Genomic DNA, 24,821 nt, shown 5'->3' with positions numbered 1-24,821 from the left:
CCGGCGCCCAAAGGCACCGGCCCCTCATTCGGCGAACCCCCGGAAGGGCTACGCCTCCTTGCTCAGGTTGGGCCCAGCCCCGCCCGCCGCCTGCTCGATCGGCGGAACGTCCGGAAGTGCCGACTTCTCCTCACCCCGGAAGGTGAAGGTCTTGGCCTCGCCCTCGCCCTCGGTGTCCACGACCACGATGTGACCGGGGCGCAGCTCGCCGAAGAGGATCTTCTCGGAGAGCGTGTCCTCGATCTCGCGCTGGATCGTGCGACGCAGCGGACGCGCGCCCAGCACCTGGTCGTAGCCCTTGGTCGACAGCAGCTCCTTGGCGGACTGGGAGAGCTCGATGCCCATGTCCCGGTCCTTGAGGCGCTCGTCCACCTTGGCCACCATCAGGTCGACGATCGCGAGGATGTCGGCCTGGGTGAGCTGCGGGAAGACGACGACGTCGTCGACGCGGTTGAGGAACTCGGGCCGGAAGTGCTGCTTGAGCTCGTCCGAGACCTTGTTCTTCATGCGCTCGTAGTTCGACTTCGTGTCGCCCGTGGCCGCGAAGCCCAGGTTGAAGCCCTTGGAGATGTCACGGGTGCCGAGGTTGGTCGTCATGATGATGACCGTGTTCTTGAAGTCCACGACCCGGCCCTGGGAGTCGGTCAGGCGACCGTCCTCCAGGATCTGCAGCAGCGAGTTGAAGATGTCCGGGTGGGCCTTCTCGACCTCGTCGAAGAGGACCACCGAGAACGGCTTGCGCCGCACCTTCTCCGTCAGCTGGCCGCCCTCTTCGTAGCCCACGTAACCGGGGGGCGAACCGAAGAGCCGCGAGACCGTGTGCTTCTCGCTGAACTCCGACATGTCGAGGGAGATCAGCGCGTCCTCGTCACCGAAGAGGAACTCCGCCAGCGCCTTGGACAGCTCGGTCTTACCGACACCGGACGGGCCGGCGAAGATGAACGAACCACCGGGACGCTTCGGGTCCTTCAGACCGGCACGCGTACGACGGATCGCCTTCGAGAGCGCCTTGACGGCGTCCTTCTGGCCGATGACCCGCTTGTGGAGCTCGTCCTCCATGCGCAGCAGACGCGAGGACTCCTCCTCGGTCAGCTTGAAGACCGGGATGCCGGTGGCGGTCGCGAGGACCTCGGCGATCAGCTCGCCGTCGACCTCGGCGACGACGTCCATGTCGCCGGCCTTCCACTCCTTCTCCCGCTTGGCCTTGGCGGCCAGGAGCTGCTTCTCCTTGTCGCGGAGGGAGGCGGCCTTCTCGAAGTCCTGCGAATCGATCGCGGACTCCTTGTCGCGGCGCACGCCCGCGATCTTCTCGTCGAACTCGCGCAGGTCCGGCGGCGCGGTCATCCGGCGGATGCGCATCCGGGAACCGGCTTCGTCGATCAGGTCGATCGCCTTGTCCGGCAGGAAGCGGTCCGAGATGTACCGGTCGGCCAGGGTGGCGGCCTGGACCAGCGCCTCGTCCGTGATGGAGACGCGGTGGTGGGCCTCGTACCGGTCACGCAGACCCTTGAGGATCTCGATCGTGTGCGGCAGCGAGGGCTCGGCGACCTGGATGGGCTGGAAGCGGCGCTCGAGAGCGGCGTCCTTCTCCAGGTGCTTGCGGTACTCGTCGAGCGTGGTGGCGCCGATGGTCTGCAGCTCACCGCGGGCCAGCATCGGCTTCAGGATCGAAGCCGCGTCGATGGCGCCCTCGGCGGCACCCGCACCGACCAGCGTGTGCAGCTCGTCGATGAACAGGATGATGTCGCCGCGGGTGCGGATCTCCTTGAGCACCTTCTTCAGGCGCTCCTCGAAGTCACCGCGGTAGCGGGAGCCGGCGACCAGCGCGCCGAGGTCGAGGGTGTAGAGGTGCTTGTCCTTGAGGGTCTCGGGCACCTCGCCCTTGACGATGGCCTGGGCGAGGCCCTCGACGACGGCGGTCTTGCCGACACCGGGCTCACCGATCAGGACCGGGTTGTTCTTCGTACGGCGGGACAGCACCTGCATGACCCGCTCGATCTCCTTCTCGCGCCCGATGACCGGGTCGAGCTTGGACTCACGAGCGGCCTGGGTGAGGTTCCGGCCGAACTGGTCGAGGACCAGGGACGTGGAGGGCGTGCCCTCGGCAGGACCGCCACTGGCGCCGGCGGTCTCCTTGCCCTGGTAGCCGGAGAGCAGCTGGATGACCTGCTGCCGCACCCGGTTGAGGTCGGCACCCAGCTTGACCAGGACCTGGGCGGCGACGCCCTCGCCCTCACGGATCAGGCCGAGCAGGATGTGCTCCGTGCCGATGTAGTTGTGGCCCAGTTGAAGGGCCTCGCGGAGCGACAGCTCCAGGACCTTCTTGGCACGAGGGGTGAAGGGGATGTGCCCGGACGGGGCCTGCTGGCCCTGGCCGATGATCTCCTCCACCTGCTGGCGGACCGCCTCGAGCGAAATCCCGAGGCTCTCAAGGGCCTTGGCGGCGACACCCTCACCCTCGTGGATCAGACCCAGGAGGATGTGCTCGGTGCCGATGTAGTTGTGGTTGAGCATCCGGGCTTCTTCCTGAGCCAGGACGACAACCCGCCGCGCGCGGTCGGTGAACCTCTCGAACATCGTTAATCGCTCCTCAGAGCGGTCAGGCAGTGGGGGGAACTTCCCCTCCCTGTCCTTCCGCAGCTTAGTCCCGCAAGCGGGGACCGCTCATTCCAACTGCCGACACCGGACCGAGAACCAGCACTGCCTCCTGACCCCGAACGCCGACATCTGCTCCAACTCGATGGTGCGAGACGATGTTCCCGCAGGCCAGACAGTTACCCCCACCATCAGTACGCCGATGGCGAACGTGAGACGCCCCGTCCTGCGTGTCGCCCCCTCTCACTAGGGATGTCTTACCCGCGCGAACGGACACTCCATGCCGCGCGCACCGGTTCCCTCCGCTATGGGCGAACAACCTTGCACCTCGCCGCACCCCCGCACGCCCCCTTTTTCGACACTCAGCGCATCCAACGGAACACCCAGCGTAACTCGCGGCCTCTTCGGGCGGTTGCACTTGTCATGGTTGGCAGCGACGCCCCGCTCACCCGCCCGCTCACCGCCGTCCGCACGACGGTCCCGCCCCCGCGCCGCCCAGTGGATCAGGGCGGTCCCGACGATCCACGCAATCCGCTCGACCGGCTCCGCCGGTGGTACGAGGACGAGCTGGGCTGGCCGACGGAGGCCGCATGCCCCGACTCCCCGTTACGTCTGAGCGTGGGCGTGCGTTTCGACGTCCTGGACGTGCCGGCCGAGGCGGGCCGGGCGGCACTGCGGCATCTCGTGCCGGGCTCCCCGGTGGCCGTCCAGGGCGACCGGATGCGGCTGCTGGTGGCCGCGGGCGGCGCGGAGGAGCTGCCGGGGCTGCTGGACTGGCTGGAGTGGCGCGCGCTGGCGCTCGATCTGACCGCGATCGGCGAGGGCGGCCGGATGGAAGCACCGCTGCCGCCCGCACGGGTTCCGGTCCGCGCGGACGCCCTGCAGGGGGCCGCCATGTGGTTGCGGCCCCCCGAGCCGGGGTGCGAGGTCGAGACCTCGCTGCCGACACTGTCGGCCGTTGGGGGCCTTGGGGGCGCCCCCGATCTCGCACGACTGGTGGACACGCTGGCAACGCAATGCCACCGGTTGCGGCTGCGGCGCGCGTGCGCACAACCGCCGTCCTTTCCTTAGGCCCGCGAGCGGGCTTTCGGGACGGTAATGCCTGTGATCAGGCGTTGGCCTTCTCGTAGGCCTCACGGATGGACGCCGGGACGCGGCCACGGTCGTTGACCTCGAAGCCGTTCTCCTTCGCCCACGCGCGGATCTGTGCGGTGTCCTGGCTGCCGCCCGTCGCGGCACGCGCCTTTCCACGCCCGCCCGAAGCGCGGCCTCCGGTACGCCGACCGCCCTTCACGTAAGGGTCGAGAAGGCCGCGAAGCTTGTCCGCATTGGCAGTCGTGAGATCGATCTCGTACGTCTTGCCGTCCAGCGCGAACGTGACGGTCTCGTCCGCCTCGCCGCCGTCGAGGTCGTCGACAAGAAGGACCTGAACCTTCTGTGCCACCGGATTTCCTTTCATCCATAACTTGAGGGCCGGAGGTCTGCGGCGTCCGCCGTTTCGCCGTCCCTTGTTATATGCAGTACTGCAGTACGTCGGAAAGCAAACCGCTTTTGCTGGAAAAACACAAACCCCCGGGAGAGACCGGCCGACCCGGTCCGGTCCGGAAACATGCGCGTTTCGGACATAGGGAACCTGGGCAGGGGTCGCGCGGAATACAGCCTGGTGATCGGCGATCACAGATCCTCACAGATGCAGAAGCATCCGGCTGTTGCCCAAGGTGTTCGGTTTCACTCGTTCGAGTCCGAGGAACTCCGCGACGCCCTCGTCATAGGAACGCATCAGCTCCGCGTAGACATCGGTGTCGACCGGCGTCTCCCCGATCTCGACGAAGCCGTGCTTGCCGAAGAAGTCCACTTCGAAGGTCAGGCAGAAAACGCGACGAACACCGAGCCAGCGCGCGGTCTGCAGCAACTTCTCCAGCAACTGATGCCCGACACCGGCGCCCTTGAGGCCGTCCTTCACCGCGAGAGTGCGAACTTCCGCGAGGTCTTCCCACATCACGTGCAGTGCGCCGCAGCCGACCACCTCGGCGTTGTCGTCGCGTTCGGCGACCCAGAACTCCTGGATGTCCTCGTAAAGCGTCACCGTCGCTTTGTCGAGCAGGATGCGGTCACGGACGTACGCGTCAAGCAGCTGGCGCACGGTCGGGACATCGCTGGTACGGGCCCGCCGGACGGTGATGGCTTTAGCGCTGACTTCGGGGCCTTCGGGGCTCACTGCTGACATGAGCGGACGCTATCGCCCGCCGTCACCCGGCGCGGCGCCGGGGTTCGCCTCTTCCTGTTCCCGGGTTTCCGGTCCCTGGACGATGCGTACGGCGTCCCGCAGAGCATGTCGCTGTTCGTCGCTCATCATGCCGAAGAACGCGACGAGAGCGGCGGCGGGGTTGTCACTCTGCGACCACGCGTCGTTCATCAGGGCAGCGGCGTACGCGGCCCGCGTGGAGACCGCCTCATATCGATAGGCCCGGCCTTCGGCCTCACGCCGCACCCAACCCTTCTGATGGAGATTGTCCAAAACGGTCATCACCGTGGTGTACGCGATGGACCGTTCCTGCTGAAGGTCTTCCAGGACTTCTCGAACGGTCACCGGGCGGTTCCACTTCCACACCCGCGTCATGACCGAGTCTTCGAGTTCTCCCAATGGGCGAGGCACAGCTCGCACAATAGTGGGAGATCACCGCATTGGCGTGCCGGACGTGCGCTTCACCGGCAAACGGCAACAAAAAGGGCGTACGACTCGAAGAACAAGCGAGTCGTACGCCGATGAGGGCGCCCTTGGGGCAACCGCTCAGCCGTCGCCCTTCGCGGAGGCCTGCTGGGCACCCTCCGCGCGGGCGAGGACGGCGTCCACGGCGGCGTCCTCCTTGGCCTTGTTGGCCCCGCCCTGGGTCTTCACGATCACCCTGATCACGCCGATGAAGAACACGGCCATGACGATGGGCGGCACGAGCGCGGAGACGTAGTCCATGGCTCCAGGGTAGCCACGGGGGTGCGGCGGCCGGGCGGGGGGTGCGGGGTGCGGGTGCGGGGTGCGGTCAGCCCGCGGCGAGTTCCCGGGCCGGGGTCGCCGTGCTCGGCGGGGTCGGTTTGCGGCGCGGGAAGACCTCGCCCGGGGTGGGGATGGGCCGGCCCGGCTTCGGGGCGGCCGGAGCGGGCGCCGGCTTGGGGGCGGCGGGCTTCTCCGCGGGCCGCTTCGCGGGGTCTCCCTCCGCCGCCTCGACCACGTTGCCCGCCCCCGAGAGACCGCCGGGCAGGGCCGTGAGGCGCGTACGGGAGACGGGGACGACCGGAGCGACCGGACGGATCGCCCGACGCGCCAGACGGGCGCGTACGTCCTGCTCCGCGAGCGTCTGGCAGCGGTCCAGGAGCGCGGCGGCGACCGGATTGCCCCGCAGGGCGCGCAGGGCCGCGAGGTCGTCGGGTTCCGGGCGGTACCCGGATCCCAGCGCCTCCTCCAGGAGCGCGAGATATCCGGCGACGGTGCCGGGCAGCGCGGCACGGTAGCGAGCCAGGTCGGCCACCAGGAAGGCGCGCAGCCTGGCCCCCTCGCACAACGCCTCGTCGAGGGACTCGGCCAGGCGGAGGCAGTCTTGGACGTCCTCGGCCGAGGCGGGGCTGGGGCGAAGGGCGAGGGCGAGAGCGCGGCGGAGCACACGCAGCTCCTCCACGCCGAACGCCATGCCGCCGCGGGATCCGTATGGCGTGGGCATACGCCGACGGTACGCGCTAATCAGACAAACTCGACATAGCGGAACGGTGTGGCGCGAGGGAGCCACCCGGTTGCTCAGCCGAACCACACGCCGACTCTGGCCGCCCGCTGCCGGCGCACACCCTGCCTGAACGGAAGCCCGGGCGCCTCCCAGGACCAGAGCCCGGACGGCACGCACGGGACACCCGCCGGCTCGACGCGCCGCGTGCGCGAGACACCTGCAAGCCTCCGGCCCGCCAGGCCCGCCCGTTGCCGACCCCGACGGCGACCGCCCGCGCCTACGGCCACCACCCCGGGAACGGCCGCGCGACACGCACGGGACCCCCGCCGCCTCGACGCGCCGCGCGCACGGGACGCCCGCGCGCACTGCGACCCGGCCGCCGAGCCCCCGGCAAGGGACCGGCGGTGCTGTCGTCACATCCGGGAGACGTTTCGCTCGTACACCAAGCGGAGTCCTACCAGCGTCAGCCAGGGTTCGTGTTCGTCGATCACCGAGGCCTCGCCGAGGACCATCGGGGCGAGGCCGCCGGTGGCGATGACCGTGACGTCGTCGGGGTCGGTCGCGAGTTCGCGGGCCATGCGGGTGACGACGCCGTCGACCTGGCCGGCGAAGCCGTAGATGATCCCGGACTGCATGGCCTCGACGGTGTTCTTGCCGATGACGCTGCGCGGCCGGGCGACCTCGATCTTGCGGAGCTGGGCGCCGCGGACGCCGAGTGCCTCGACGGAGATCTCGATGCCGGGGGCGATGACGCCGCCGACGTACTCCCCGCGCGCGCTGACCGCGTCGAACGTCGTCGCCGTACCGAAGTCGACCACGATCGCCGGACCGCCGTAGAGCTCGACCGCCGCGACGGAGTTGATGATCCGGTCCGCGCCGACTTCCTTGGGGTTGTCGGTGAGGATCGGGACGCCCGTCTTCACGCCCGGCTCGACGAGGACCGCGGGCACGTCGCCGTAATAGCGCCGCGTCACCTCGCGCAGTTCGTGCAGGACGGAGGGGACGGTCGCGCAGATGGCGATGCCGTCGATGCCGTCGCCGAGCTCGTCGCCGAGCAGCGGGTGCATGCCCATCAGGCCCTGCAGCAGGACCGCCAGTTCGTCGGCCGTGCGGCGCGCGTCCGTGGAGATCCGCCAGTGCTCGACGATGTCCTCACCGTCGAACAGGCCGAGGACCGTGTGCGTGTTCCCTACGTCGATGGTCAGCAGCATGGCCGGTTCCTACTCCGCCGCTCGCAGGTCCAGGCCGATGTCCAGGATCGGCGAGGAGTGGGTCAGGGCCCCCACGGCCAGGTAGTCCACGCCGGTGTCCGCGTACGCCTTCGCGTTCTCCAGGGTGAGCCGGCCCGACGCCTCCAGCGCGGCGCGGCCGTTCACGATGCCCACCGCCTCATCGCATTCGCCGGGCGTGAAGTTGTCCAGCAGGATCAGGTCCGCGCCCGCGTCGACGACCTCGCGCAGCTGGTGCAGCGTGTCGACCTCGACCTCGATCGGCACCTCGGGGAACGCCTCGCGCACCGCCTCGAAGGCCTGCGCGACCCCGCCCGCGGCGACCACGTGGTTGTCCTTGACAAGCGCCGCGTCGGACAGTGACATCCGGTGGTTGACGCCCCCGCCGCAGCGCACCGCGTACTTCTCCAGGGCCCGCAGCCCCGGCGTCGTCTTGCGGGTGTCGCGCACCCGCGCCTTGGTGCCCTCCAGCGCGTCCGCCCACGCGCGCGTGTGGGTCGCGACACCCGACATGCGGCACAGCAGATTCAGTGCGCTGCGCTCGGCGGTGAGCAGGTCACGCGTGCGCGTGGTGACCGACAGCAGCCGCTGCCCGGCCTCCACCCGGTCGCCGTCCTCCACGTGCCGCTCGACCTCGAACTCGTCCGTGCACACCACGGACAGCACCGCCTCGGCGACCCTGAGACCCGCCACGACACCCGCCTCGCGCGCGGTGAAGTCGGCAGTGGCGACGGCGTCCTCGGGGATGGTGGCGACCGTGGTCACGTCCACGCCGTGGTCGAGGTCCTCCTGGATGGCCACGTTGGCGATGTCCTCGACCTCCAGGGGGTCGAGCCCGGCGTCGGCCAGGAGCTGCGCGAGCGCGGGGTCGAGCCCGCACTCCATGTACTCGGCCAGGTCATTGGCGTCGCCCTCGGCACCGCAGGCGCAGCCGTCGCCGCAGCCTCCGGACGGGGCGAGGGGGAGGTCGGGGGTGCTCACGTCTGTCACTGCTCCTGAGGGGGCTGCCGGGTCGGGGGGAAGTCTGCGGTATCGGTGGTGTGCAGGGCGAGTGCGCGGTCCGGATCAAGCCGTACGACGATGTGGCGCCGCCATGCCGTGTCGTCGCGCTCGGCGTGGTCCTCGCGCCAGTGGCAGCCCCGGGTCTCCTCGCGCTGCCGGGCGGCGGCGACCAGGACGCGGGCCACGTACAGGAGGTTGGTGGCCTCCCAGGTGTCGACGCCGGGCTCGGACGTCTTGCCGTTCTCGGCGAGGTCGTCGCGGGCCTCGGTGTCCAGCCGCTCAAGCTGGTCGGCGGCCTGGGCGAGGGACGCGGCGGAGCGCAGGACGCCCGCGCCGTCGGTCATGATCCGCTGGATAGCGAACCGGTGCTCGGGGGCGAGCAGCGGGTGCGCGGGCGTCTTCGGGTGCTCGACGGGCTCGGGCACGCGCGCGTGGAGGCCGTCCCGCGCCCTCGTCGCCCCGATGTCGGCAGCGATGCGCTCGGCGTAGACGAGACCCTCCAGGAGGGAGTTGGAGGCGAGCCGGTTGGCGCCGTGCACGCCGGTGCAGGCGACCTCGCCGCACGCGTACAGGCCCGGGACGGTCGTGCGGCCCCGGGAGTCGGTGCGCACGCCGCCGGAGGCGTAGTGGGCGGCCGGCGCGATCGGGATGGGGTCGGTGACCGGGTCGATGCCGTGCGCGCGGCAGGCGGCGAGGATCGTCGGGAAGCGGTGCTCCCACATGTCGGCGCCGAAGTGCCGGGCGTCCAGGAACATGTGCTCGGCGTCCTGCTCCTGCATGCGCCGCATGATGCCCTTGGCGACGATGTCCCGGGGCGCGAGCTCGGCCAGTTCGTGCTGTCCGACCATGAAGCGCACGCCGTCGGCGTCGACCAGGTGGGCACCCTCGCCGCGCACGGCCTCGGAGACCAGCGGCTGCTGGCCCTCCGCGTCGGCGCCCAGGAAGAGCACGGTGGGGTGGAACTGCACGAACTCCAGGTCACTCACCTCGGCCCCGCCGCGCAGCGCGAGCGCCACGCCGTCGCCGGTCGACACCGAGGGGTTGGTGGTCGCCGAGAACACCTGGCCCATGCCGCCGGTCGCGAGGACGACCGCCGGCGCGTGCACGGCGCCCACGCCGTCGTGCTGGCCCTCGCCCATGACGTGCAGGGAGACGCCCGCGGTGCGGCCGTCGGCGTCGGTCAGCAGGTCGAGCACGAGCGCGTTCTCGATCGTGCGCAGCCCGCGCGCGCGTACCGCCTCGACGAGCGCCCGGGAGATCTCCGCGCCGGTCGCGTCACCGCCCGCGTGCGCGATGCGGCGGCGGTGGTGGCCGCCTTCCCGGGTGAGTTCGAGCAGGCCTTCGGAGGACTCGTCGAAGTGCGCGCCGGTCTCGATGAGCCGGCGTACGGCGTCGGGTCCTTCGGTGACCAGGATCCGTACGGCGTCCTCGTCGCACAGGCCCGCGCCCGCCACGAGCGTGTCGTCGAGGTGCTGTTCGGGGGTGTCGCCCTCGCCGAGGGCCGCGGCGATGCCGCCCTGCGCCCAGCGCGTGGAGCCGTCGTCGAGGCGGGCCTTGGTGACGACGACCGTGCGCAGGCCCGCGGCCTCGCAGCGCAGGGCCGCGGTCAGGCCGGCCACTCCGGAGCCGACGACCACCACGTCCGCGGCGATGCTCCAACCCGGGGCAGGGGCATGAAGGCAGGGGCGAGCGCGAAGCGCCCTCGACCCAGGGTGGTGGTGGGCGACGGGCGGGCGTATGCCTGTGCTGGTCACGAGGCGGCTCCGAAGGTGAGGGGGAGGTTGTCGATCAGCCGGGTCGTCCCGACCCGGGCGGCGACGGCGAGGACGGCCTCGCCGGTGAATCCGTCCTCGATCTCGGTGAAGTCGGACGGGTCGACGAGTGCCAGGTAGTCCAGTTCGAGCGGCGGCGACAGGCGCGCGCCCTCGTCGAGGGCCAGGCGGGCGGCCGCGCGGACGGCGGAGGGGGCGCCCGGGAGCGCCTTGGCGACGGCGTGCGTGTCGGCGGCGGCGCGGGACTCCCCGATGGCGCTGAGCGCCTCGGCACGCGCGTGCGTGGCGGGCACCTCACGCGCCCGCGCCCGCAGTGCCTCCTGCGCCGCGTGCCGGTCACGGCCCGCGAACAGCGCGCGGGAGAGCGCGAGCGCCGTGCGCCGCTCCTGGGGCGAGAGGTAGCGGTTGCGGCTGGAGAGGGCGAGCCCGTCGTCCTCGCGGACGGTGGGTACGCCGACGATCTCCACGCCGAAGTTCAGGTCCCGCACCATGCGGCGGATCACGGCGAGCTGCTGGGCGTCCTTCTGGCCGAACAGGGCCACGTCGGGGCGCGTGAGGTGGAGCAGTTTGGCGACGACGGTGAGCACGCCGTCGAAGTGCCCGGGGCGGGAGGCGCCCTCCAGGCGCTCCCCCATGGGGCCCGCGGTGATGCGGACCTGGGGCTGTCCGCCCGGGTAGACCTCGTCCACGGAGGGTGCGAACACGGCGTCGGCGCCGGACAGTTCGGCGAGCTTGAGGTCGGCGTCGAGGGTGCGCGGGTAGCGGTCGAGGTCCTCGCCCTGGCCGAACTGGAGGGGGTTCACGAAGACGGTGACGACGACCTCGCCCTCCGGACCCGCGATCTCACGCGCGGTGCGGATCAGGGTGGCGTGGCCCTCGTGCAGGGCGCCCATCGTCATCACGACGGCACGACGGCCGGTACGCGTGCGTGCGTGCAGTTCGTCGGCGGTGCGCAGCAGGGTGGTGGTCATCGGCCGTCTCCCTCGGCGCCGTCGGGCCCGGTGGTGCCCGTCGTCCCGGTCGTCCCGTTCGCGAGCACGCCGAGCAGGTCCTCGGCGTATTCGGGCTTGAGCAGGCCGTGGGCGAGGGCCCGGTCGGCGGTCGCGCGGGCCATCGCCAGATAGCCGGCGACGGTCTGCGGGGCGTGCTTGCGCAGCTCCGCGACGTGCGCGGCCACGGTGCCCGCGTCTCCGCGCGCGACCGGACCGGTCAGCGCCGCGTCACCGGAACGCAGCGCGTTGTCGAGCGCGGCGCCAAGGAGCGGGCCGAGCATCCGGTCGGGGGCCTCGACGCCGGCCTCGCGCAGCAGCTCCATGGACTGGGCGACCAGCGTGACCAGGTGGTTGGCGCCCAGCGCGAGCGCCGCGTGGTAGAGCGGGCGGCGCTCCTCCTCGATCCACTCGGGCTCGCCGCCCATCTCGATCACCAGGGCCTCGGCGGCCAGCCGCAGCTCGTGCGGTGCCGTGACGCCGAACGAGCAGCCGGCCAGGCGCTGGACGTCCACAGGGGTGCCGGTGAAGGTCATCGCCGGGTGCAGGGCCAGCGGCAGCCCGCCCACTCGCAGGGCCGGGTCCAGGACCTTGGAGCCGTACCGCCCGGAGGTGTGCACGAGAAGCTGTCCCGGCCGCACGGCCCCGGTCTCGGCGAGGCCCTCGACCAGCCCGGGCAGGGTGTCGTCGGGGACGGTCAGCAGGACCAGCTCGGCGCGGGCCAGCACCTCTGCGGGCGGCACGACGGGCACGTCCGGCAGCAGGAGCGCGGCGCGGCGCCTGGAGGCGTCGGAGACCCCCGAGACGGCCACCGGCCGGTGCCCGGCGAGCTGGAGCGACGCGGCCAGCGCGGGGCCCACCCGACCGGCTCCGACGACGCCGACGGTGAGCCGCGCGGGGCGGTCCCTGGGGTCTGGCTGTTGGACTGTGCTCACGCGACCGAGGCCTTCCCGTTCCAGTCCGCTCTGGGTACCGGACGATTTCTCGTCATGTTAACGCGATTGGTTCGAGGGGCGTCCGGTTGTCCACAGGCTGTGGGCGACGGCACGTTGCCCCCGCACCGGAAAGCCTGTGGAAAACCTGGTGCCCATGCGGAAGGGCGTTGGGCATGATCCGGGCCATGAGAGAAGCGGCGGAACAGGACGAGCAGGCGGCCTCCGAGGGAGAGCGGCTCAAGCAGCGCCGTCAGCGGCGCATCGACGCGAACCGGAACGCGCATCACACACTGGCCCGCATGGGTTTCCTGAACCCCCTGCGCGAGCGCCTGGCGTTGCTGGCCGACGCGCACGAGGTGTACGACCTGGACGAGACGGCGGACACCTACGGCAACGGGATCGTCGAGGCCCTTGAGGAGAAGGTCGCGGGGCTGCTCGGCAAGGAGGCCGCCGCGTTCTTCCCCACGGGCACGATGGCCCAGCAGGTCGCGCTGCGCAGCTGGGCGGGCCGTACCGGCAGCCCGACGGTCGCCCTGCACGCCCTCGCCCACCCCGAGGTGCACGAACGGAATGCGTTCAGCCAGGTCAGCGGCCTGCGACCGGTCCGACTGGCGAGCGAGCCCCGACTCCCGAGCGCCGACGAGGTGCGTGACTTCGAGGAGCCCTTCGGCGCCCTGATGCTCGAACTGCCCCTCAGGGACGCCGGTTTCGTGCTGCCCACCTGGGAGGAGCTGACCGCGCTCGTGGACGCGGCGCACGAGCGCGACGCGGTGGTCCACTTCGACGGCGCACGCCTGTGGGAGACCACCGTCCACTTCGGCCGCCCCCTGGCCGAGATCGCGGACCTCGCGGACAGCGTCTACGTGTCGTTCTACAAGTCCTTCGACGCGTTCGGCGGCGCCGCGCTCGCCGGCCCCAAGACCCTGATCGAGGAGGCGAAGGCCTGGCGGCACCGGTACGGGGGTGCGGTCTTCCAGCAGTTCCCGACCGTCCTGTCGGCCCTCGCCGGGCTGGAACGGGATCTGCCCCGGCTGCCCGAGTACGTCACCCACGCACGCGTGGTGGCCGCCGCCCTGCGCGAGGGCTTCGCGGCGGCCGGGGTGCCGTGGGCACGGGTCCACCCCGAGGTGCCGCACACCTTCGACTTCCAGGTCTGGCTGCCGTACGGCGTCGACGAGCTCTCGGAGGCGGCGATCCGGCAGGCCGAGGAAACGGGCATCTCCCTGTTCGGCAACCCCTGGGACGAGCGGGGCCCGGGTCTGTCGGCGACCGAGGTCTACGTCCGCGCCGACGCCCTGGAGTGGACGGCGGCGGACGTGAAAGCGGCGGTCGCGGAGTTCGTGTCCCGCGTGACGGAGGAGACCGGCGGGTCGGCAGCGGAGGGCGCGGTCAGCACGTAGAGCGCGGCCGCAGGTGCAGCCACCGGCCCAGGGATCGCCGTAGCCGCCCTGTCCGCTCGTGGGCCGGACGCCCGGCGGCGGCGCGGAGCTGCCACTGGTCGCGCAGTTCCCGGACGACCTGCCAGTCGTCGGCGCCGGGCGCGGGCGGCGCCGGCTCGCCCAGCCTGCGGGCGCGGTAGGTGTCGAGGAGGTACTGCTGCGTGATGCTCATGACGGATCGCCTTCTCGGGACGTGGAGACGGTGAAGGACATGACGTCAGGAGGACCTGACGTCACAGATCCGTGGGCTCCGCGGCTGCCCCGGGGTGTCCACAGTGCGCCGGTGCGTCGGACGCGTCGCGCCGATTGACGGCCGCCGTCAATCGGGCGGGGCGTTGTCAGTGGCGGGGTGCACCATGAGGTCATGAGCGTGCGCATCGACATCGCGGGGCTGCGGCCGGAGAGGGTCGCCGTCGTCCCCTCGCCCCTGGCCGAGCTCGGCATGGCGCTGCACGCGCTGTCCGAGCCGGGGCACCACCCTGGCCTGCAGGGCTGGGTGACCGGCGTGACCGCCCGGATGGACCCGCAGCTGGCCGACCGGATGTGCGAGGCGGACTTCCTGTGGCGGACGACGTTCTCGGACCTCTTCATGCCCTGCGCGGGCATCCCCGGCCGGACCACGCTCCCGGGGGCCACGCTCGCCGAGGAGCTGGACCAGCTCGACAAGCTGACGGACGAGCAGTTCGTGGACGCTGCCCTGGAGTTCACCTGCGCCATGCCCTACGGCACCGGCCCGAGCCCCCTGGTCGACGCCGGACTGCGCCGGCGGGCCCTGGAGCTGGCCGCCTCGCGCGGGCCGCAGCAGGTGCGCTTCAGCGAGCGGCTGCTGTCCGACCCGCCCCGGATCCGCGCCTGGCTGCGGCAGTTCCTGGCCGACTGCGACGAGGCGTTCTTCGCGGACACGTGGTCCCGGCTGCGCCACCAGCTCGCCGCCGACGCCCGGCTCAAGACGGACCTGCTGCGCCACAAGGGCCTGGCCGAGATGCTGACCGCGGTCTCCCCGGTGGTCACGCTCGACGAGGATGCCGGCCGCATCACGGTCGACAAGCTGAGCGTCGGCCGCACGGCCACGGCGGACGGCGGCCTCCTCCTCGTACCGACGAGCCTGGGCTGGCCGCACCTGTCCGTCCTGTACCGCCCGCACTGGCAGCCGGTCGTGCACTACCCGGTGGCCACCCCCGAGCTGACCTCACCCGCCTCCGTGGAGCAGCTGACCCTGCGCATGACCGCGCTCTCCCACCCCGTCCGCATGCGCATCTGCCGGCATCTCGCCCGCAGCGCGTACACGACGAGCGAGTTGGCCCAGGTGCACGGCATGACGGCCCCCGAGATATCCCGCCACCTGAGTGTCCTCAAAAAGGCAGGCCTGATCACCACCCGCCGCCGCGGCCGCTACGTCCTCCACCAACTGGACGTGACGGTGGTGGCCCGCCTGGGCAGCGACTTCCTGGAGGGAGTCCTGCGCTGAGCCGTCCGGCAGGGCGGCCTGCGGTCCGCGACTTGGCGCGGGGCGTCACGGGCTGACTGTCCGACGCGGGATGTCCCGCGATGGACCGTCCGACCCGAGCCGGAGTGTCCGGCACGGAACGCCCGGCCACCGAGCGCCACCTCACAGGACATCCAGCAACGAGCCCCCGGCCACACGAGCGCTCCCCGATCCCCGCCCCGGCACAGAACCCCCCGCGCTCAGCACCCGGCACGGGATCCGTCAGCCGTGGCCGCCCGCCCGTACCAACCCCGTCTCGTACGCCAGGACGACCACCTGTACCCGGTCCCGGAGGCCCAGTTTCGTCAGTATGCGGCCCACGTGGGTCTTCACCGTGGCCTCGGAGAGGACCAGGCGGGCCGCGATCTCGCCGTTCGAGAGACCCTGTGCGACCAGGACCATGACCTCGCGCTCGCGGTCGGTGAGCCGTTCCAGTTCCTTGTGCTGGGGCTGCTTGCCGGCACTGGGCAGCATCGGTGCGAACCGGTCGAGCAGTCGGCGCGTGGTCGAGGGGGCCACCACCGCGTCGCCGCTGTGCACGGCGCGGATCGCCGCGAGGAGCTCGCCGGGCGGCACGTCCTTGAGCATGAAGCCGGAGGCACCGGCCTTCAGCCCGGAGAAGGCGTACTCGTCGAGGTCGAACGTGGTCAGGATCAGCACCTTGGGCGGGTCGTCGTCCTGGCAGATGCGGCGGGTCGTCTCCACGCCGTCGAGCTTGGGCATGCGGACGTCCATCAGCACCACGTCGACGGTCGTCGCGCGCAGCACCTCAAGGGCCTCGACACCGTCCCCCGCCTCCGCGACGACCTCCATGTCCGGCTGCGCCGCGAGCACCATCCGGAATCCGGTGCGCAGCAACACCTGGTCGTCCACGAGCATCACGCGGATCGTCATCGGGGCCTCTTCCGTTCTCTTCACGTTCGGGTCGACAAGGTCGTTGGTCACTGCTTCGGCGGGTCGTCACAGGTGTCAGCGGGGGCGTGCGTCCACGTCAGTGTGCGGGTTTCAGCGGCAGCAGCGCACTGATCCGGAATCCGCCGCCCGGGCGCGGGCCCGCGTCCAGGGTGCCGCCCACCATGCCGACCCGCTCGCGCATGCCGATCAGGCCGTGCCCCTGCCCGTCGGCGCCGCCCTCCTCGTACAACTCGTGCGGCGCGCCCTTGCCGTCGTCCTCGACGAGCAGCCCCAGACCGTCGTCGAAGTAGACCAGCCGCACGCTGGCGCCCGTGTTGGGTCCGCCGTGCTTGCGGGTGTTGGTCAGCGCCTCCTGAACGATGCGGTACGCGGTCAGCTCGACGCCGCTGGGCAGCGGGCGCGGCGTGCCCTCGACCTTGAAGTCGACGGGCAGGCCGGAGGTGCGGCACTGCGCGATCAGGTCGTCGATCTGCTCGACGTCGGGCTGCGGCACGTACTCGCCGGCCTCCTTGTGCTCGCCGGTGCGCAGCACACCCAGCAGGCGGCGCATCTCGGCGAGGGCCTGGCGGCCGGTGGAGGAGATGGTCTCCAGCGCCTTCTTGGCCTGGTCGGGCGCCGAATCCAGGACGTAGGCGGCGCCGTCGGCCTGCACCACCATCACCGACACGTTGTGCGCGACCACGTCGTGCAGCTCGCGCGCGATCCGGGCGCGTTCGGCGGCCACCGCGACCTTCGCCTGCGCCTCGCGCTCCTTCTCCAGGCGGGCGTTGCGCTCCTCCAACTGCTCGAAGTACGCACGCCGCGTGCGTATCGAATCGCCCAGCACCCAGGCGAGCGCGAACGGCACCGTCTGGAAGACCACCACCGCCAGATTGCCCAGGACGCTGGTGTGCTCGTTGGGCCAGCGCACATGCGCCACCGTGGCCGCGCTCAGGCTGGCCACCAGCGCCAGTCGGGAGGCCCAGCGGGCACCCGTGGCGGCCACCGTGTAGACGATCACCAGCATCGCGAAGTCGGCCGGTGTCACCGCGACGTCCACCACCAGCTGCGCGACGCCCAGCACCAGCGTCAGCACCAGCATCTTCTCCGGCATCCGCCGGCGCAGCGCGATCACCAGGGACAACAGGAACGCGATCGGCACGATCAGCACCTGCGCGTCGGTGCCGGGATCCTCCGTACGAGCCGTTGCGCTCGCCACGGAGACCCCGAACAGGACGACGGCCCAGAAGGTGTCGACCCCGGTCGGGTGTCTGCGGAGGAAGTCATAGAGACGCTGCACGTAACCCAGCGTAGGGATGCGTGATGCGTGCAGGGGTCAACCGGAGGACCGATCCGTATCCGCCGCGCATACTCCGCAAGGTGGAGGCTCCGCTCTTCCGTTCGGGCAGGACACAGGTTTCGGGTCGGCGCGGGGTCCACCAGGAGGCGCACTCCCCCATAGCCGACGTGATCCCAAGGACAGGCCCTAGCCTGACCCGGTGACGGAAGACATTGCGGGCGAGACCGGCGAGTGGCACGGCTGGCGTACGGCGACGCAGGACGCCCTTTACGGGCCGGGCGGTTTCTACCGGCGGCCCGAGGGTCCCGGAGGGCACTTCCGTACGTCGGTGCACGCCTCGCCGCTGTTCGCGGAGGCGGTGGCCCGGCTGCTGTGCTGGGTCGACCGGGCGCTGGAGCGTCCCGACCCGCTGGACTTCGTCGACATGGCCGCGGGGCGCGGCGAGTTGGCCGTGGGCGTACTGGCCGCGCTGCCCGCCGAGGTCGCGGCACGCACGCGTGTCTACGCCGTCGAGATCGCCGACCGCCCGCCCGGCCTCGGCACCCGGATCGAGTGGCTGCCCGAGCCGCCGCGCCGGATCACCGGCCTGCTGTTCGCCAACGAGTGGCTGGACAACGTCCCCGCGGAGGTCGCCGAGGTGGACGCCGCCGGCACGCCACGCCGGGTGCTCGTACGCCGGGACGGCGCCGAGCGCCTCGGGGAACCGGTGTGGGGCGCGGAGGCTCGCTGGCTCGCACGGTGGTGGCCGCTGCCGGCCGAGGAGGGCGTGCGCGCCGAGATAGGCCTGCCCCGGGACGAGGCCTGGGCCGGAGCGGTCGCGGCACTCGACCGGGGGCTCGCGGTCGCCGTCGACTACGCGCACACCGTGGACACGCGCCCCCCGTTCGGGACGCTCACCGGCTTCCGCGAAGGGCGTGCGACGACGCCCGTGCCGGACGGCTCGTGCGACATCACGGCGCACGTCGCGCTGGACGCCTGCGCGGCGCACGAGACAGCGCGCTCACTCCCCCCGGCACGCCTCCTCACCCAGCGCGCCGCCCTGCGCGCCCTGGGCATCGCCAGCGCACGCCCCCCACTCACGATGGCGTCCACCCACCCCGCCGCCTACGTACGCGCTCTCGCCAGCGCCGGCGAAGCCACCGAACTCACCGCACCGGGCGGCCTCGGCGACTTCGGCTGGCTGCTGCAACCGGTCGGCCTCCCGGACGCGCTCCTGGACAACGCGCTTTTCGAGGACGCCCGCTCCGACTGACGTTCGAAACCCCGAACCCGCCCCGCCCCCGACAGGCCGCACCACCCGTCCCGCTACTTGTCGATGTCCCCGACCACGAAGAACAGCGACCCCAGAATCGCCACCATGTCCGCGACCAGCGTGCCCGGCAGCAGTTCCGCGAGTGCCTGGATGTTGTTGTACGAGGCCGAGCGCAGCTTCAGCCGGTACGGGGTCTTCTCGCCCTTGCTGACGAGGTAGTAGCCGTTGATGCCGAGGGGGTTCTCGGTCCACGCGTACGTGTGCCCCTCGGGCGCCTTGAGGACCTTCGGGAGCCGCTGGTTGATCGGCCCGGGCGCCAGCTCGGCGAGCCGGTCGAGACAGGCGTCGGCGAGGTCGAGCGCGTTGTGGGTCTGCTCCAGCAGCACCTCGAAGCGGGCGAGGCAGTCGCCCTCCTGCCTCGTGACGACCTTCAGGGTGTCCTGCAGCTCGCCGTACGCGAGGTACGGCTCGTCGCGGCGCAGGTCGAAGTCGACGCCCGAGGCGCGCGCGACGGGCCCGCTCACGCCGTACGCGTGCACGGCCTGCGGCGAGAGCGCGCCCACGTCCCGCGTGCGCCCCCGGAAGATCTCGTTGCCGAGCACCAGGTCGTCGAAGCGGTCCATCCGCGAGCGCACACCAGCCACGGCCCCACGCGCGCGTGCCGCCCAGCCCGCAGGCAGGTCCTCCTTGAGACCGCCGACGCGGTTGAACATGTAGTGCATGCGCCCGCCGGAGATCTCCTCCATGACGTTCTGGAGGACCTCTCGCTCCCGGAACGCGTAGAAGACCGGGGTGATGCCGCCCAGCTCCAGCGGGTACGAGCCGAGGAACATCAGGTGGTTGAGCACCCGGTTCAGCTCGGCGAGCAGCGTCCGCGTCCACACCGCGCGCGGGGGGACCTCCATGCCGAGCATGCGCTCCACGGCGAGGACCACACCGAGCTCGTTCGAGAAGGCCGAGAGCCAGTCGTGCCGGTTGGCGAGCATGATGATCTGCCGGTAGTCGCGCGCCTCGAAGAGCTTCTCGGCACCCCGGTGCATGTAGCCGATCACCGGCTCCGCGCGCGTGATGCGCTCGCCGTCGAGGACCAGCCGCAGCCTGAGCACACCGTGCGTGGACGGGTGCTGGGGCCCGATGTTGAGCACCATGTCCGTGCTCTCCGCGGCACCGCCGACACCGACCGTGGTCTCCGTCGTCCCCGTCGTAGGAGTCATGGACACAGTCTGTCCTACGTACGCTGGCCGTATGGAGACGGGGAGCGCGCGCGAGGCGGGCACGGCGGGGGACGACACGGCGGGGCCCGAGTGGCGCGGGCTGCCGCCGGGCCTGCTGCGGATGCGACGGCTGTTGCTGGTGGTGTGGCTGGGGCTGATCGCCCTGGCCGTCGGACTGCTGCTCGGCCTGTTCGCCGGCCCCGTCTGGGCCGCGTTCGCGCTGCTGCCGCTGGCCCTCATGGCCTGGGGCTGGGTGCTGCTCGGCCGCAACTGGCGCTCCTGGCGCTACGCCGAGCGCGCCGACGACCTGCTGCTCAGCCGGGGCGTGCTGTGGCGCGAGGAGACGGTCGTGCCGTACGGGCGGATGCAGTTGGTCGAGGTGACCTCCGGACCCGTCGAGCGGCACTTCGGGCTGGCCAGCGTGCAGCTGCACACGGCCGCCGCGGCGACCGACGCGACCATCCCGGGGCTCGACCCGGCCGAGGCGGAACGGCTGCGCGACCGGCTCACCGAACTCGGCGAGGCCCGATCGGCGGGGCTGTGACGACGCCGGGCGTCGACGACGCCGTACGGGAGAAGCCGCCGCTCATCGAGCACCGGCTGCACCCCGTGACGCCGCTCAGGCGCGCGTGGGCGCCGGTGGCCGTGCTCATCGGGTGGGCCGTGCACGACCCGGACCAGGCGCAGCGTCAGTTGACCCGGCTGACGTCCACCACGCTGCTGATCGCGCTCGCCGTGCTGGTCCCGGCCGCCGCCCTGTACGGCTTCCTCACCTGGTGGTTCACGCACTTCGCGGTGACGGACTCCGAACTGCGCATACGGACCGGCCTGTTGTTCCGGCGCACCGCGCACATCCGGCTCGAACGCATCCAGGCCGTCGACATCACCCAGCCGCTCCTCGCGCGCGTGGCGGGCGTCGCCAAGCTGAAGCTCGACGTCATAGGCACCGACAAGAAGGACGAGCTGGCCTTCCTGGGGGCGGACGAGGCGCGTGCGCTGCGCGCGGAACTGCTGGCGCGCGCCGCCGGTTTCGCCCCCGAGACCGCGCACGAGGTCGGTGAGGCGCCGGCGCGCCAGTTGATGCACACGCCCCCGCTGGACCTCGCGATCTCCGTCGTGCTGACGGGCGCCACCTGGGGCTCCCTGGCCGCCGCCCTCGTCGTCCCGCCTCTCCTCTGGTTCGCCACCCACAGCGTGTGGTCGGTCCTCGCGACCGGTCTGCCGCTGCTGGGCGCGGCGGGCGCGAGCAGCGTGGGGCGCTTCGTCGGGGAGTACGACTGGACGGTCGGCGAGTCGCCGGACGGGCTGCGCATCGACCACGGGCTCCTTGACCGTACGCACGAGACCGTGCCGCCCGGGCGCGTGCAGACCGTGCGGATCGTGGAGCCGCTGCTGTGGCGGCGGCGCGGCTGGGTGCGGGTGGAGCTGGACGTGGCCGGCTCGTCCAACTCCGTGCTCGTGCCGGTGGCCCCGCGCGAGGTCGCCGAGTCGGTCATCGCGCGCGTGCTGCCCGGGGTGCGCGTGGCGGAGGCCGCGGCGCTGTCCCGCCCGCCGCGCCGGGCCGGGCGGTGCATGCCGCTGTGGTGGCGCGGCTACGGGATCGCCGTCACCGACACCGTGTTCGCCACCCGGCACGGCCTGCTCAGGCGGAGCCTGGCGCTGGTTCCGCACGCCAAGGTCCAGAGCGTGCGGCTGGCTCAGGGGCCCTGGAAGCGGCTGTGGGGCCTTGCCGACGTCCACGTGGACACGGGGGCCAACAAGACCGTCACGGCCCGGCTGCGGGACGTCGAGGAGGCCGCGGAGCTGCTGCGGGGGCAGGCGGAGAGGTCACGCACGGGACGCCGGGACGCGCTGCCGGACCGCTGGATGGCGTCGTAGACCGAACGGCCCCCGGCACCGCCCTCGTGACGAGGACCGTGCCGGGGGCCGGGTCGGAGACCGGGTCGGAGACCGTCAGGAAACCGCGCTCCGAATGGTCCGCAGACCCTGCAGGTCGATGTGTTCCGTCTCGTCGTGCGCCGTCAGGTCGATCACCTGGCCGACACCGCGCGACTGCTCGTCGGCGGGCTTGAAATCCGCCTCCGCCTCGGCCTTGTGCAGCGCGAGCGCCTCCTGACCGACCACGTCGGCGAGGTCCTCGTTCTGCACGACGTCCAGGGCGCCGTGCGCCATCTCGCTCTTCGTACCGAAGAAGTCGAACCCGCCCTCGACGGACGGCCGCCGCACCGGCGCGGCGGGCACCACGGCCACCGCGGTCGGCGCGACGAAGTGACCCGACGGCTGCTGCACGGGCGCGGACCGGACGGGCCCGGCCGAAGGGGTGGCGGCCGCGCGCTCGTGCCCGTCGACCGCCTCGGGCTTCCCCTGCGCCTCGTCCTCCTGCGCCGCGGCCTCCGTACCGGAACCGGCGGCCTCGGGCGCGGCGGCCGCCGCGGTGGCGGCACCGGCCTTCGCCTTCACCGGCTCGGGCTTCGCGGAGCGCCGCCCCTTCGTGGGGCCGTCGTCCTTCGGGGAGCCGTCGCCCTTCGGGGTCCCGTCGCCGTCCTCGTCGGCCACCGCGTCGCCCTGGGGAGCGCTGTCGTCCCGGGAGCCGTCCTCGGCTTCCGTGACCTCCGCGCCCGCCTCGGCCTCGGCGACCTCTTCGGTCTCGTCCCCGGCCTCGATGTCGGTCTCGCCCTCGGCTGCCGCGTCGTCGTCCTCAGAAGCGTCGTCCTTCGAGGCGTCGTCCTTCGGAGAACCGTCGCCGTCCCCGTCGAACTTCTTCAGCGCCGCCTTCGCCCGCAGGAACAGGTGCGAGCCCTCCGGCGAGAACACCGGTGTGGCCGCCGGCCTCTCGTCGTCATCGTCATCGAAGTCGTCATCGTCGTCATCGAGACCCTCGGCGAGGTCCGCGTCCGCCGCCTCGTCCGCGTCCACCGAGGCAGCCACAGCCTCGGTCTCCGCCTCGAAGTCGGCATCCTCGTCCGACGCGTCCACCGCTTCTGACGCCGGATCCGCGGCCTCTATCTCCAGCAGGCGGCGGCCCTCCAGGGCGCTCGCGCGCTCGGTCTCGGCCGTCGCGTACCGGCGCAGCAGGGCCGCGTGCTCGTTGCGCAGGCCCGCCAGTTCCGCACGCTTGCCCCGCAGCCGCTGCTCCAGCTTGGCGCGCAGCTCGCGCGACTCGTCGAGGTCGGTCTCCAGCTCGGCGATCCGCTCCTCGTGCCGCCAGTCGTCGCTCGCACGCGCGCGCGTGAGGTCGGCGACCTGTTTGCCCGCCTGGGCGTCCCAGCGCCGCATGACGGCCGCGCCGACGACCGCGGTGGCCGCGGCGAACGCGGCTATGACGCGGAGGACGGACGATTGTGTGAACACCCACGGCCCGAAGGCGCAGACGAGCGAGACGCCCGCTATCGCCGACGGGGGCAGCAGCCTGTGCAAGGGCGGTGAATGGCGATGACGTCCACGTGGCATGGCCAGAAACTTACCGCGCGTAGGCGAACGTTGGTGCCCCGCCCCGTAAAAACACAGCCATACCGAAACGTTCACAGGGCATCAGGAATTGCAATGCACCGAATTCACCAAGATCGACAATGCCAGACGCCCTTGTCGAGCCGCCTCTCGGCCCCCTCTCGGCCCCCTCTCGGCCTCCATCTCCGGCAGCGCTCCAGCCCCGCTCCGGGGCCGCTCCGGCCCCTCTCGGGCGCCCTTGTCAGCGGTCGCTCAGCCGCCCGCTGATCCACTGGAGCGTCGCCGGAATCTCCCGTCGCCAGGTGTTGAAGTTGTGTCCGCCGCTTTCGAGGATGATCGACGAGATCCGGGTCCGCTTGGTCTCCCGTACGCGCTCTATGAACTTCAGTGTGTCCCGGTAGTTGGATTCCCCGATCCGGCTGCTGGTGACGAGCAGTGAAGTGTCCGGCGCGGGCGCGTGCTTGAGGAACCACCACAGGTTCGCGCGGTCGCGCAGCCGCTTGTCGCCTTGGAAGAGATCGCCCGTGGTCGGGTCGACCGGCGCCTTGTAGTACGGCGACAGGCCCGCCCCCGCCGCATAGGAACCGGGGTGGTGCATCGCGAGCTTGAGCGCGCAGTAACCGCCCGTGGAGTCACCGATGATTCCCCAGGAGCCCGGTTTCGCGCCCACCCTGTAGTGCGCGAGCACGGCCTCGGGAAGGTCTTTCGCGAAGAACGTCTCGGTCTGCGGCCCGCCGGGGACGTCCACGCACTCGGTGTCCCGGGGCGGCGCGACCGTCGGCCGCATCATCACCAGGATCATCGGCTGCATACGGCCGTCCTTCGCGAGTTCCTGGGCCGTGCGCGGGTAGTGCAGCTTGTCGACGAGTGCCTTGGCGGTGCCCGGATATCCGGTCAGGACGACGGCGGCGGGAAAGGTACGCGCGCGATAGCGGGCCTGGAAGTACTCCGGCGGGAGATACACGTACGCGGGTGTGGCGATGTGTGTCGTACGTCCGACGATGTCGACCTGCTGGATCTGTCCGGCCACCTCCGGCCGCGAACCGACCGCGCCACGCACGCGTGCCGTGTCGACCACCTCCAGGGGGCCGCCCGAGCCGAGCGCCGGGTGGTCGACGACCACGCCCTGACCCTTCTCACGGCCCATCAGGTCCGCCCAGCTGGCGTAGAACCCGAAGGCCTGGTTGGCGGCGAGGGCGACGCACACGAAGAGGGCCAGCTGGGTGGCGAGCAGCAGCCCCACGCGTCCGCTGACGGCCCGCCAGTTCCGCCGGGCCAGCCGCGGCCACAGCCACACCGTGCCACCGAACAGCAGTACGGCGAACACGATCGCCCCTACCAGCACCTGATTGCTCGTCAGTCCCATGAAATGCTTCCCGCCTGCGCTTTCTCCCTGGTCCCCCACTCCTTCGCGAGGGGTTGTCCGGGACTTTCCCGGGCCTTTGAACCGGCTTTGGGGAGCAGAGTGAACCTCTCCCCCTGAGACACCGTCCTAGAGGGCGCAATGTCGCCGGATGCCCGAATCGGGCCCGGATCCAAGCTCTCTCGCGGAAC

The 24,821-nt window shown here is 71.5% G+C and carries 23 protein-coding genes; 6 read left to right on the top strand and 17 right to left on the bottom strand.

Annotated elements, in window-relative coordinates; all coding sequences use genetic code 11:
• Positions 1 to 48: 48 nt before the first annotated feature.
• Entirely contained in the window at positions 49 to 2,577 is a 2,529-nt protein-coding gene (locus tag ACIQI8_RS31760) for an ATP-dependent Clp protease ATP-binding subunit (RefSeq protein WP_402357792.1), read from the bottom strand.
• Positions 2,578 to 3,018: 441 nt separating this feature from the next.
• On the opposite strand from ACIQI8_RS31760, the gene ACIQI8_RS31755 reads away from it, so the two are divergent.
• Entirely contained in the window at positions 3,019 to 3,666 is a 648-nt protein-coding gene (locus ACIQI8_RS31755) for an SCO3374 family protein (protein ID WP_402357789.1), read from the top strand.
• A gap of 37 nt (positions 3,667 to 3,703) precedes the next feature.
• Here ACIQI8_RS31755 and ACIQI8_RS31750 read toward each other — a convergent pair whose 3' ends face one another.
• From ACIQI8_RS31750 to ACIQI8_RS31705, 10 genes are all read right to left on the bottom strand, one after another.
• On the bottom strand, positions 3,704 to 4,039 hold the full coding sequence (locus tag ACIQI8_RS31750) for an Lsr2 family protein (RefSeq protein ID WP_123998589.1): 336 nt from the start codon (positions 4,037 to 4,039) through the stop codon (positions 3,704 to 3,706).
• Between the two features lie 240 nt (positions 4,040 to 4,279).
• Positions 4,280 to 4,822 carry an amino-acid N-acetyltransferase gene (locus tag ACIQI8_RS31745; protein ID WP_402357786.1) on the bottom strand — a complete coding sequence of 181 codons (543 nt, stop codon included), beginning with the start codon at positions 4,820 to 4,822 and terminating at the stop codon, positions 4,280 to 4,282.
• A gap of 9 nt (positions 4,823 to 4,831) precedes the next feature.
• A complete protein-coding gene (locus tag ACIQI8_RS31740; protein ID WP_402357987.1) occupies positions 4,832 to 5,239 on the bottom strand; it encodes a BlaI/MecI/CopY family transcriptional regulator in 408 nt (135 codons plus the stop codon).
• A gap of 147 nt (positions 5,240 to 5,386) precedes the next feature.
• Positions 5,387 to 5,566, bottom strand: a complete 180-nt coding sequence (locus ACIQI8_RS31735; RefSeq protein ID WP_402357783.1) for a hypothetical protein — start codon at positions 5,564 to 5,566, stop codon at positions 5,387 to 5,389.
• Positions 5,567 to 5,633: 67 nt separating this feature from the next.
• Positions 5,634 to 6,278, bottom strand: coding sequence for a hypothetical protein (locus tag ACIQI8_RS31730; protein WP_402357984.1), 645 nt, complete (start codon positions 6,276 to 6,278; stop codon positions 5,634 to 5,636).
• 443 nt (positions 6,279 to 6,721) lie between these two features.
• A complete protein-coding gene (locus ACIQI8_RS31725) occupies positions 6,722 to 7,519 on the bottom strand; it encodes a type III pantothenate kinase (protein ID WP_123998592.1) in 798 nt (265 codons plus the stop codon).
• A 9-nt stretch (positions 7,520 to 7,528) separates the two neighbouring features.
• The gene (gene nadC / locus ACIQI8_RS31720) at positions 7,529 to 8,518 is read right to left on the bottom strand and encodes a carboxylating nicotinate-nucleotide diphosphorylase (RefSeq protein WP_402357780.1); all 990 of its coding nucleotides are present in this window, start codon (positions 8,516 to 8,518) and stop codon (positions 7,529 to 7,531) included.
• A 5-nt stretch (positions 8,519 to 8,523) separates the two neighbouring features.
• Positions 8,524 to 10,293: an L-aspartate oxidase gene (locus ACIQI8_RS31715; RefSeq protein ID WP_402357777.1), complete on the bottom strand. Its 1,770-nt coding sequence runs from the start codon at positions 10,291 to 10,293 to the stop codon at positions 8,524 to 8,526.
• Complete coding sequence (gene panC / locus ACIQI8_RS31710; protein WP_402357774.1) at positions 10,290 to 11,282, bottom strand: pantoate--beta-alanine ligase; 993 nt, start codon at positions 11,280 to 11,282, stop codon at positions 10,290 to 10,292. The genes ACIQI8_RS31715 and panC overlap by 4 nt, the downstream gene beginning before the upstream one ends.
• The gene (locus ACIQI8_RS31705) at positions 11,279 to 12,235 is read right to left on the bottom strand and encodes a Rossmann-like and DUF2520 domain-containing protein (RefSeq protein ID WP_402357771.1); all 957 of its coding nucleotides are present in this window, start codon (positions 12,233 to 12,235) and stop codon (positions 11,279 to 11,281) included. The genes panC and ACIQI8_RS31705 overlap by 4 nt, the downstream gene beginning before the upstream one ends.
• 185 nt (positions 12,236 to 12,420) lie before the next feature.
• Here ACIQI8_RS31705 and ACIQI8_RS31700 point away from each other — a divergent pair, with 185 nt between their 5' ends.
• Positions 12,421 to 13,635, top strand: coding sequence for a threonine aldolase family protein (locus ACIQI8_RS31700; RefSeq protein WP_402357768.1), 1,215 nt, complete (start codon positions 12,421 to 12,423; stop codon positions 13,633 to 13,635).
• Here ACIQI8_RS31700 and ACIQI8_RS31695 read toward each other — a convergent pair.
• On the bottom strand, positions 13,625 to 13,846 hold the full coding sequence (locus ACIQI8_RS31695; RefSeq protein WP_402357765.1) for a hypothetical protein: 222 nt from the start codon (positions 13,844 to 13,846) through the stop codon (positions 13,625 to 13,627). The genes ACIQI8_RS31700 and ACIQI8_RS31695 overlap by 11 nt on opposite strands.
• Before the next feature lie 192 nt (positions 13,847 to 14,038).
• Here ACIQI8_RS31695 and ACIQI8_RS31690 point away from each other — a divergent pair, with 192 nt between their 5' ends.
• Positions 14,039 to 15,142, top strand: coding sequence for a DUF5937 family protein (locus ACIQI8_RS31690; protein ID WP_402357762.1), 1,104 nt, complete (start codon positions 14,039 to 14,041; stop codon positions 15,140 to 15,142).
• A 240-nt stretch (positions 15,143 to 15,382) separates the two neighbouring features.
• Here ACIQI8_RS31690 and ACIQI8_RS31685 read toward each other — a convergent pair whose 3' ends face one another.
• Together ACIQI8_RS31685 and ACIQI8_RS31680 are read right to left on the bottom strand one after the other, a co-directional pair.
• On the bottom strand, positions 15,383 to 16,054 hold the full coding sequence (locus ACIQI8_RS31685; RefSeq protein WP_402357759.1) for a response regulator: 672 nt from the start codon (positions 16,052 to 16,054) through the stop codon (positions 15,383 to 15,385).
• Between the two features lie 97 nt (positions 16,055 to 16,151).
• Positions 16,152 to 17,354, bottom strand: coding sequence for a sensor histidine kinase (locus ACIQI8_RS31680; RefSeq protein ID WP_402357756.1), 1,203 nt, complete (start codon positions 17,352 to 17,354; stop codon positions 16,152 to 16,154).
• A gap of 199 nt (positions 17,355 to 17,553) precedes the next feature.
• Between ACIQI8_RS31680 and ACIQI8_RS31675 the strand changes: the two genes are divergently transcribed.
• Positions 17,554 to 18,606 carry an SAM-dependent methyltransferase gene (locus ACIQI8_RS31675; protein ID WP_402357753.1) on the top strand — a complete coding sequence of 351 codons (1,053 nt, stop codon included), beginning with the start codon at positions 17,554 to 17,556 and terminating at the stop codon, positions 18,604 to 18,606.
• A 53-nt stretch (positions 18,607 to 18,659) separates the two neighbouring features.
• Here ACIQI8_RS31675 and ACIQI8_RS31670 read toward each other — a convergent pair whose 3' ends face one another.
• Positions 18,660 to 19,820, bottom strand: a complete 1,161-nt coding sequence (locus tag ACIQI8_RS31670) for an NADH-quinone oxidoreductase subunit D (RefSeq protein ID WP_402357750.1) — start codon at positions 19,818 to 19,820, stop codon at positions 18,660 to 18,662.
• A 31-nt stretch (positions 19,821 to 19,851) separates the two neighbouring features.
• Here ACIQI8_RS31670 and ACIQI8_RS31665 point away from each other — a divergent pair, with 31 nt between their 5' ends.
• Both ACIQI8_RS31665 and ACIQI8_RS31660 read left to right on the top strand, forming a co-directional pair.
• A complete protein-coding gene (locus ACIQI8_RS31665) occupies positions 19,852 to 20,364 on the top strand; it encodes a PH domain-containing protein (RefSeq protein ID WP_402357747.1) in 513 nt (170 codons plus the stop codon).
• Positions 20,361 to 21,698 (top strand): PH domain-containing protein, encoded by a 1,338-nt coding sequence (locus ACIQI8_RS31660; protein WP_402357744.1) that lies wholly within the window; start codon positions 20,361 to 20,363, stop codon positions 21,696 to 21,698. The genes ACIQI8_RS31665 and ACIQI8_RS31660 overlap by 4 nt, the downstream gene beginning before the upstream one ends.
• Before the next feature lie 75 nt (positions 21,699 to 21,773).
• Here the strand turns inward: ACIQI8_RS31660 and ACIQI8_RS31655 are convergent, their stop codons facing one another.
• Complete coding sequence (locus ACIQI8_RS31655) at positions 21,774 to 23,270, bottom strand: hypothetical protein (protein ID WP_402357741.1); 1,497 nt, start codon at positions 23,268 to 23,270, stop codon at positions 21,774 to 21,776.
• A 238-nt stretch (positions 23,271 to 23,508) separates the two neighbouring features.
• Positions 23,509 to 24,633, bottom strand: a complete 1,125-nt coding sequence (locus ACIQI8_RS31650; protein WP_402357738.1) for an alpha/beta hydrolase — start codon at positions 24,631 to 24,633, stop codon at positions 23,509 to 23,511.
• Positions 24,634 to 24,821: the final 188 nt, after the last annotated feature.

The sequence above is a fragment of the Streptomyces sp. NPDC092369 genome (genome assembly GCF_044755245.1).
Taxonomy (GTDB): domain Bacteria; phylum Actinomycetota; class Actinomycetes; order Streptomycetales; family Streptomycetaceae; genus Streptomyces.
This window is presented reverse-complemented; position numbering and strand designations above follow the sequence as displayed.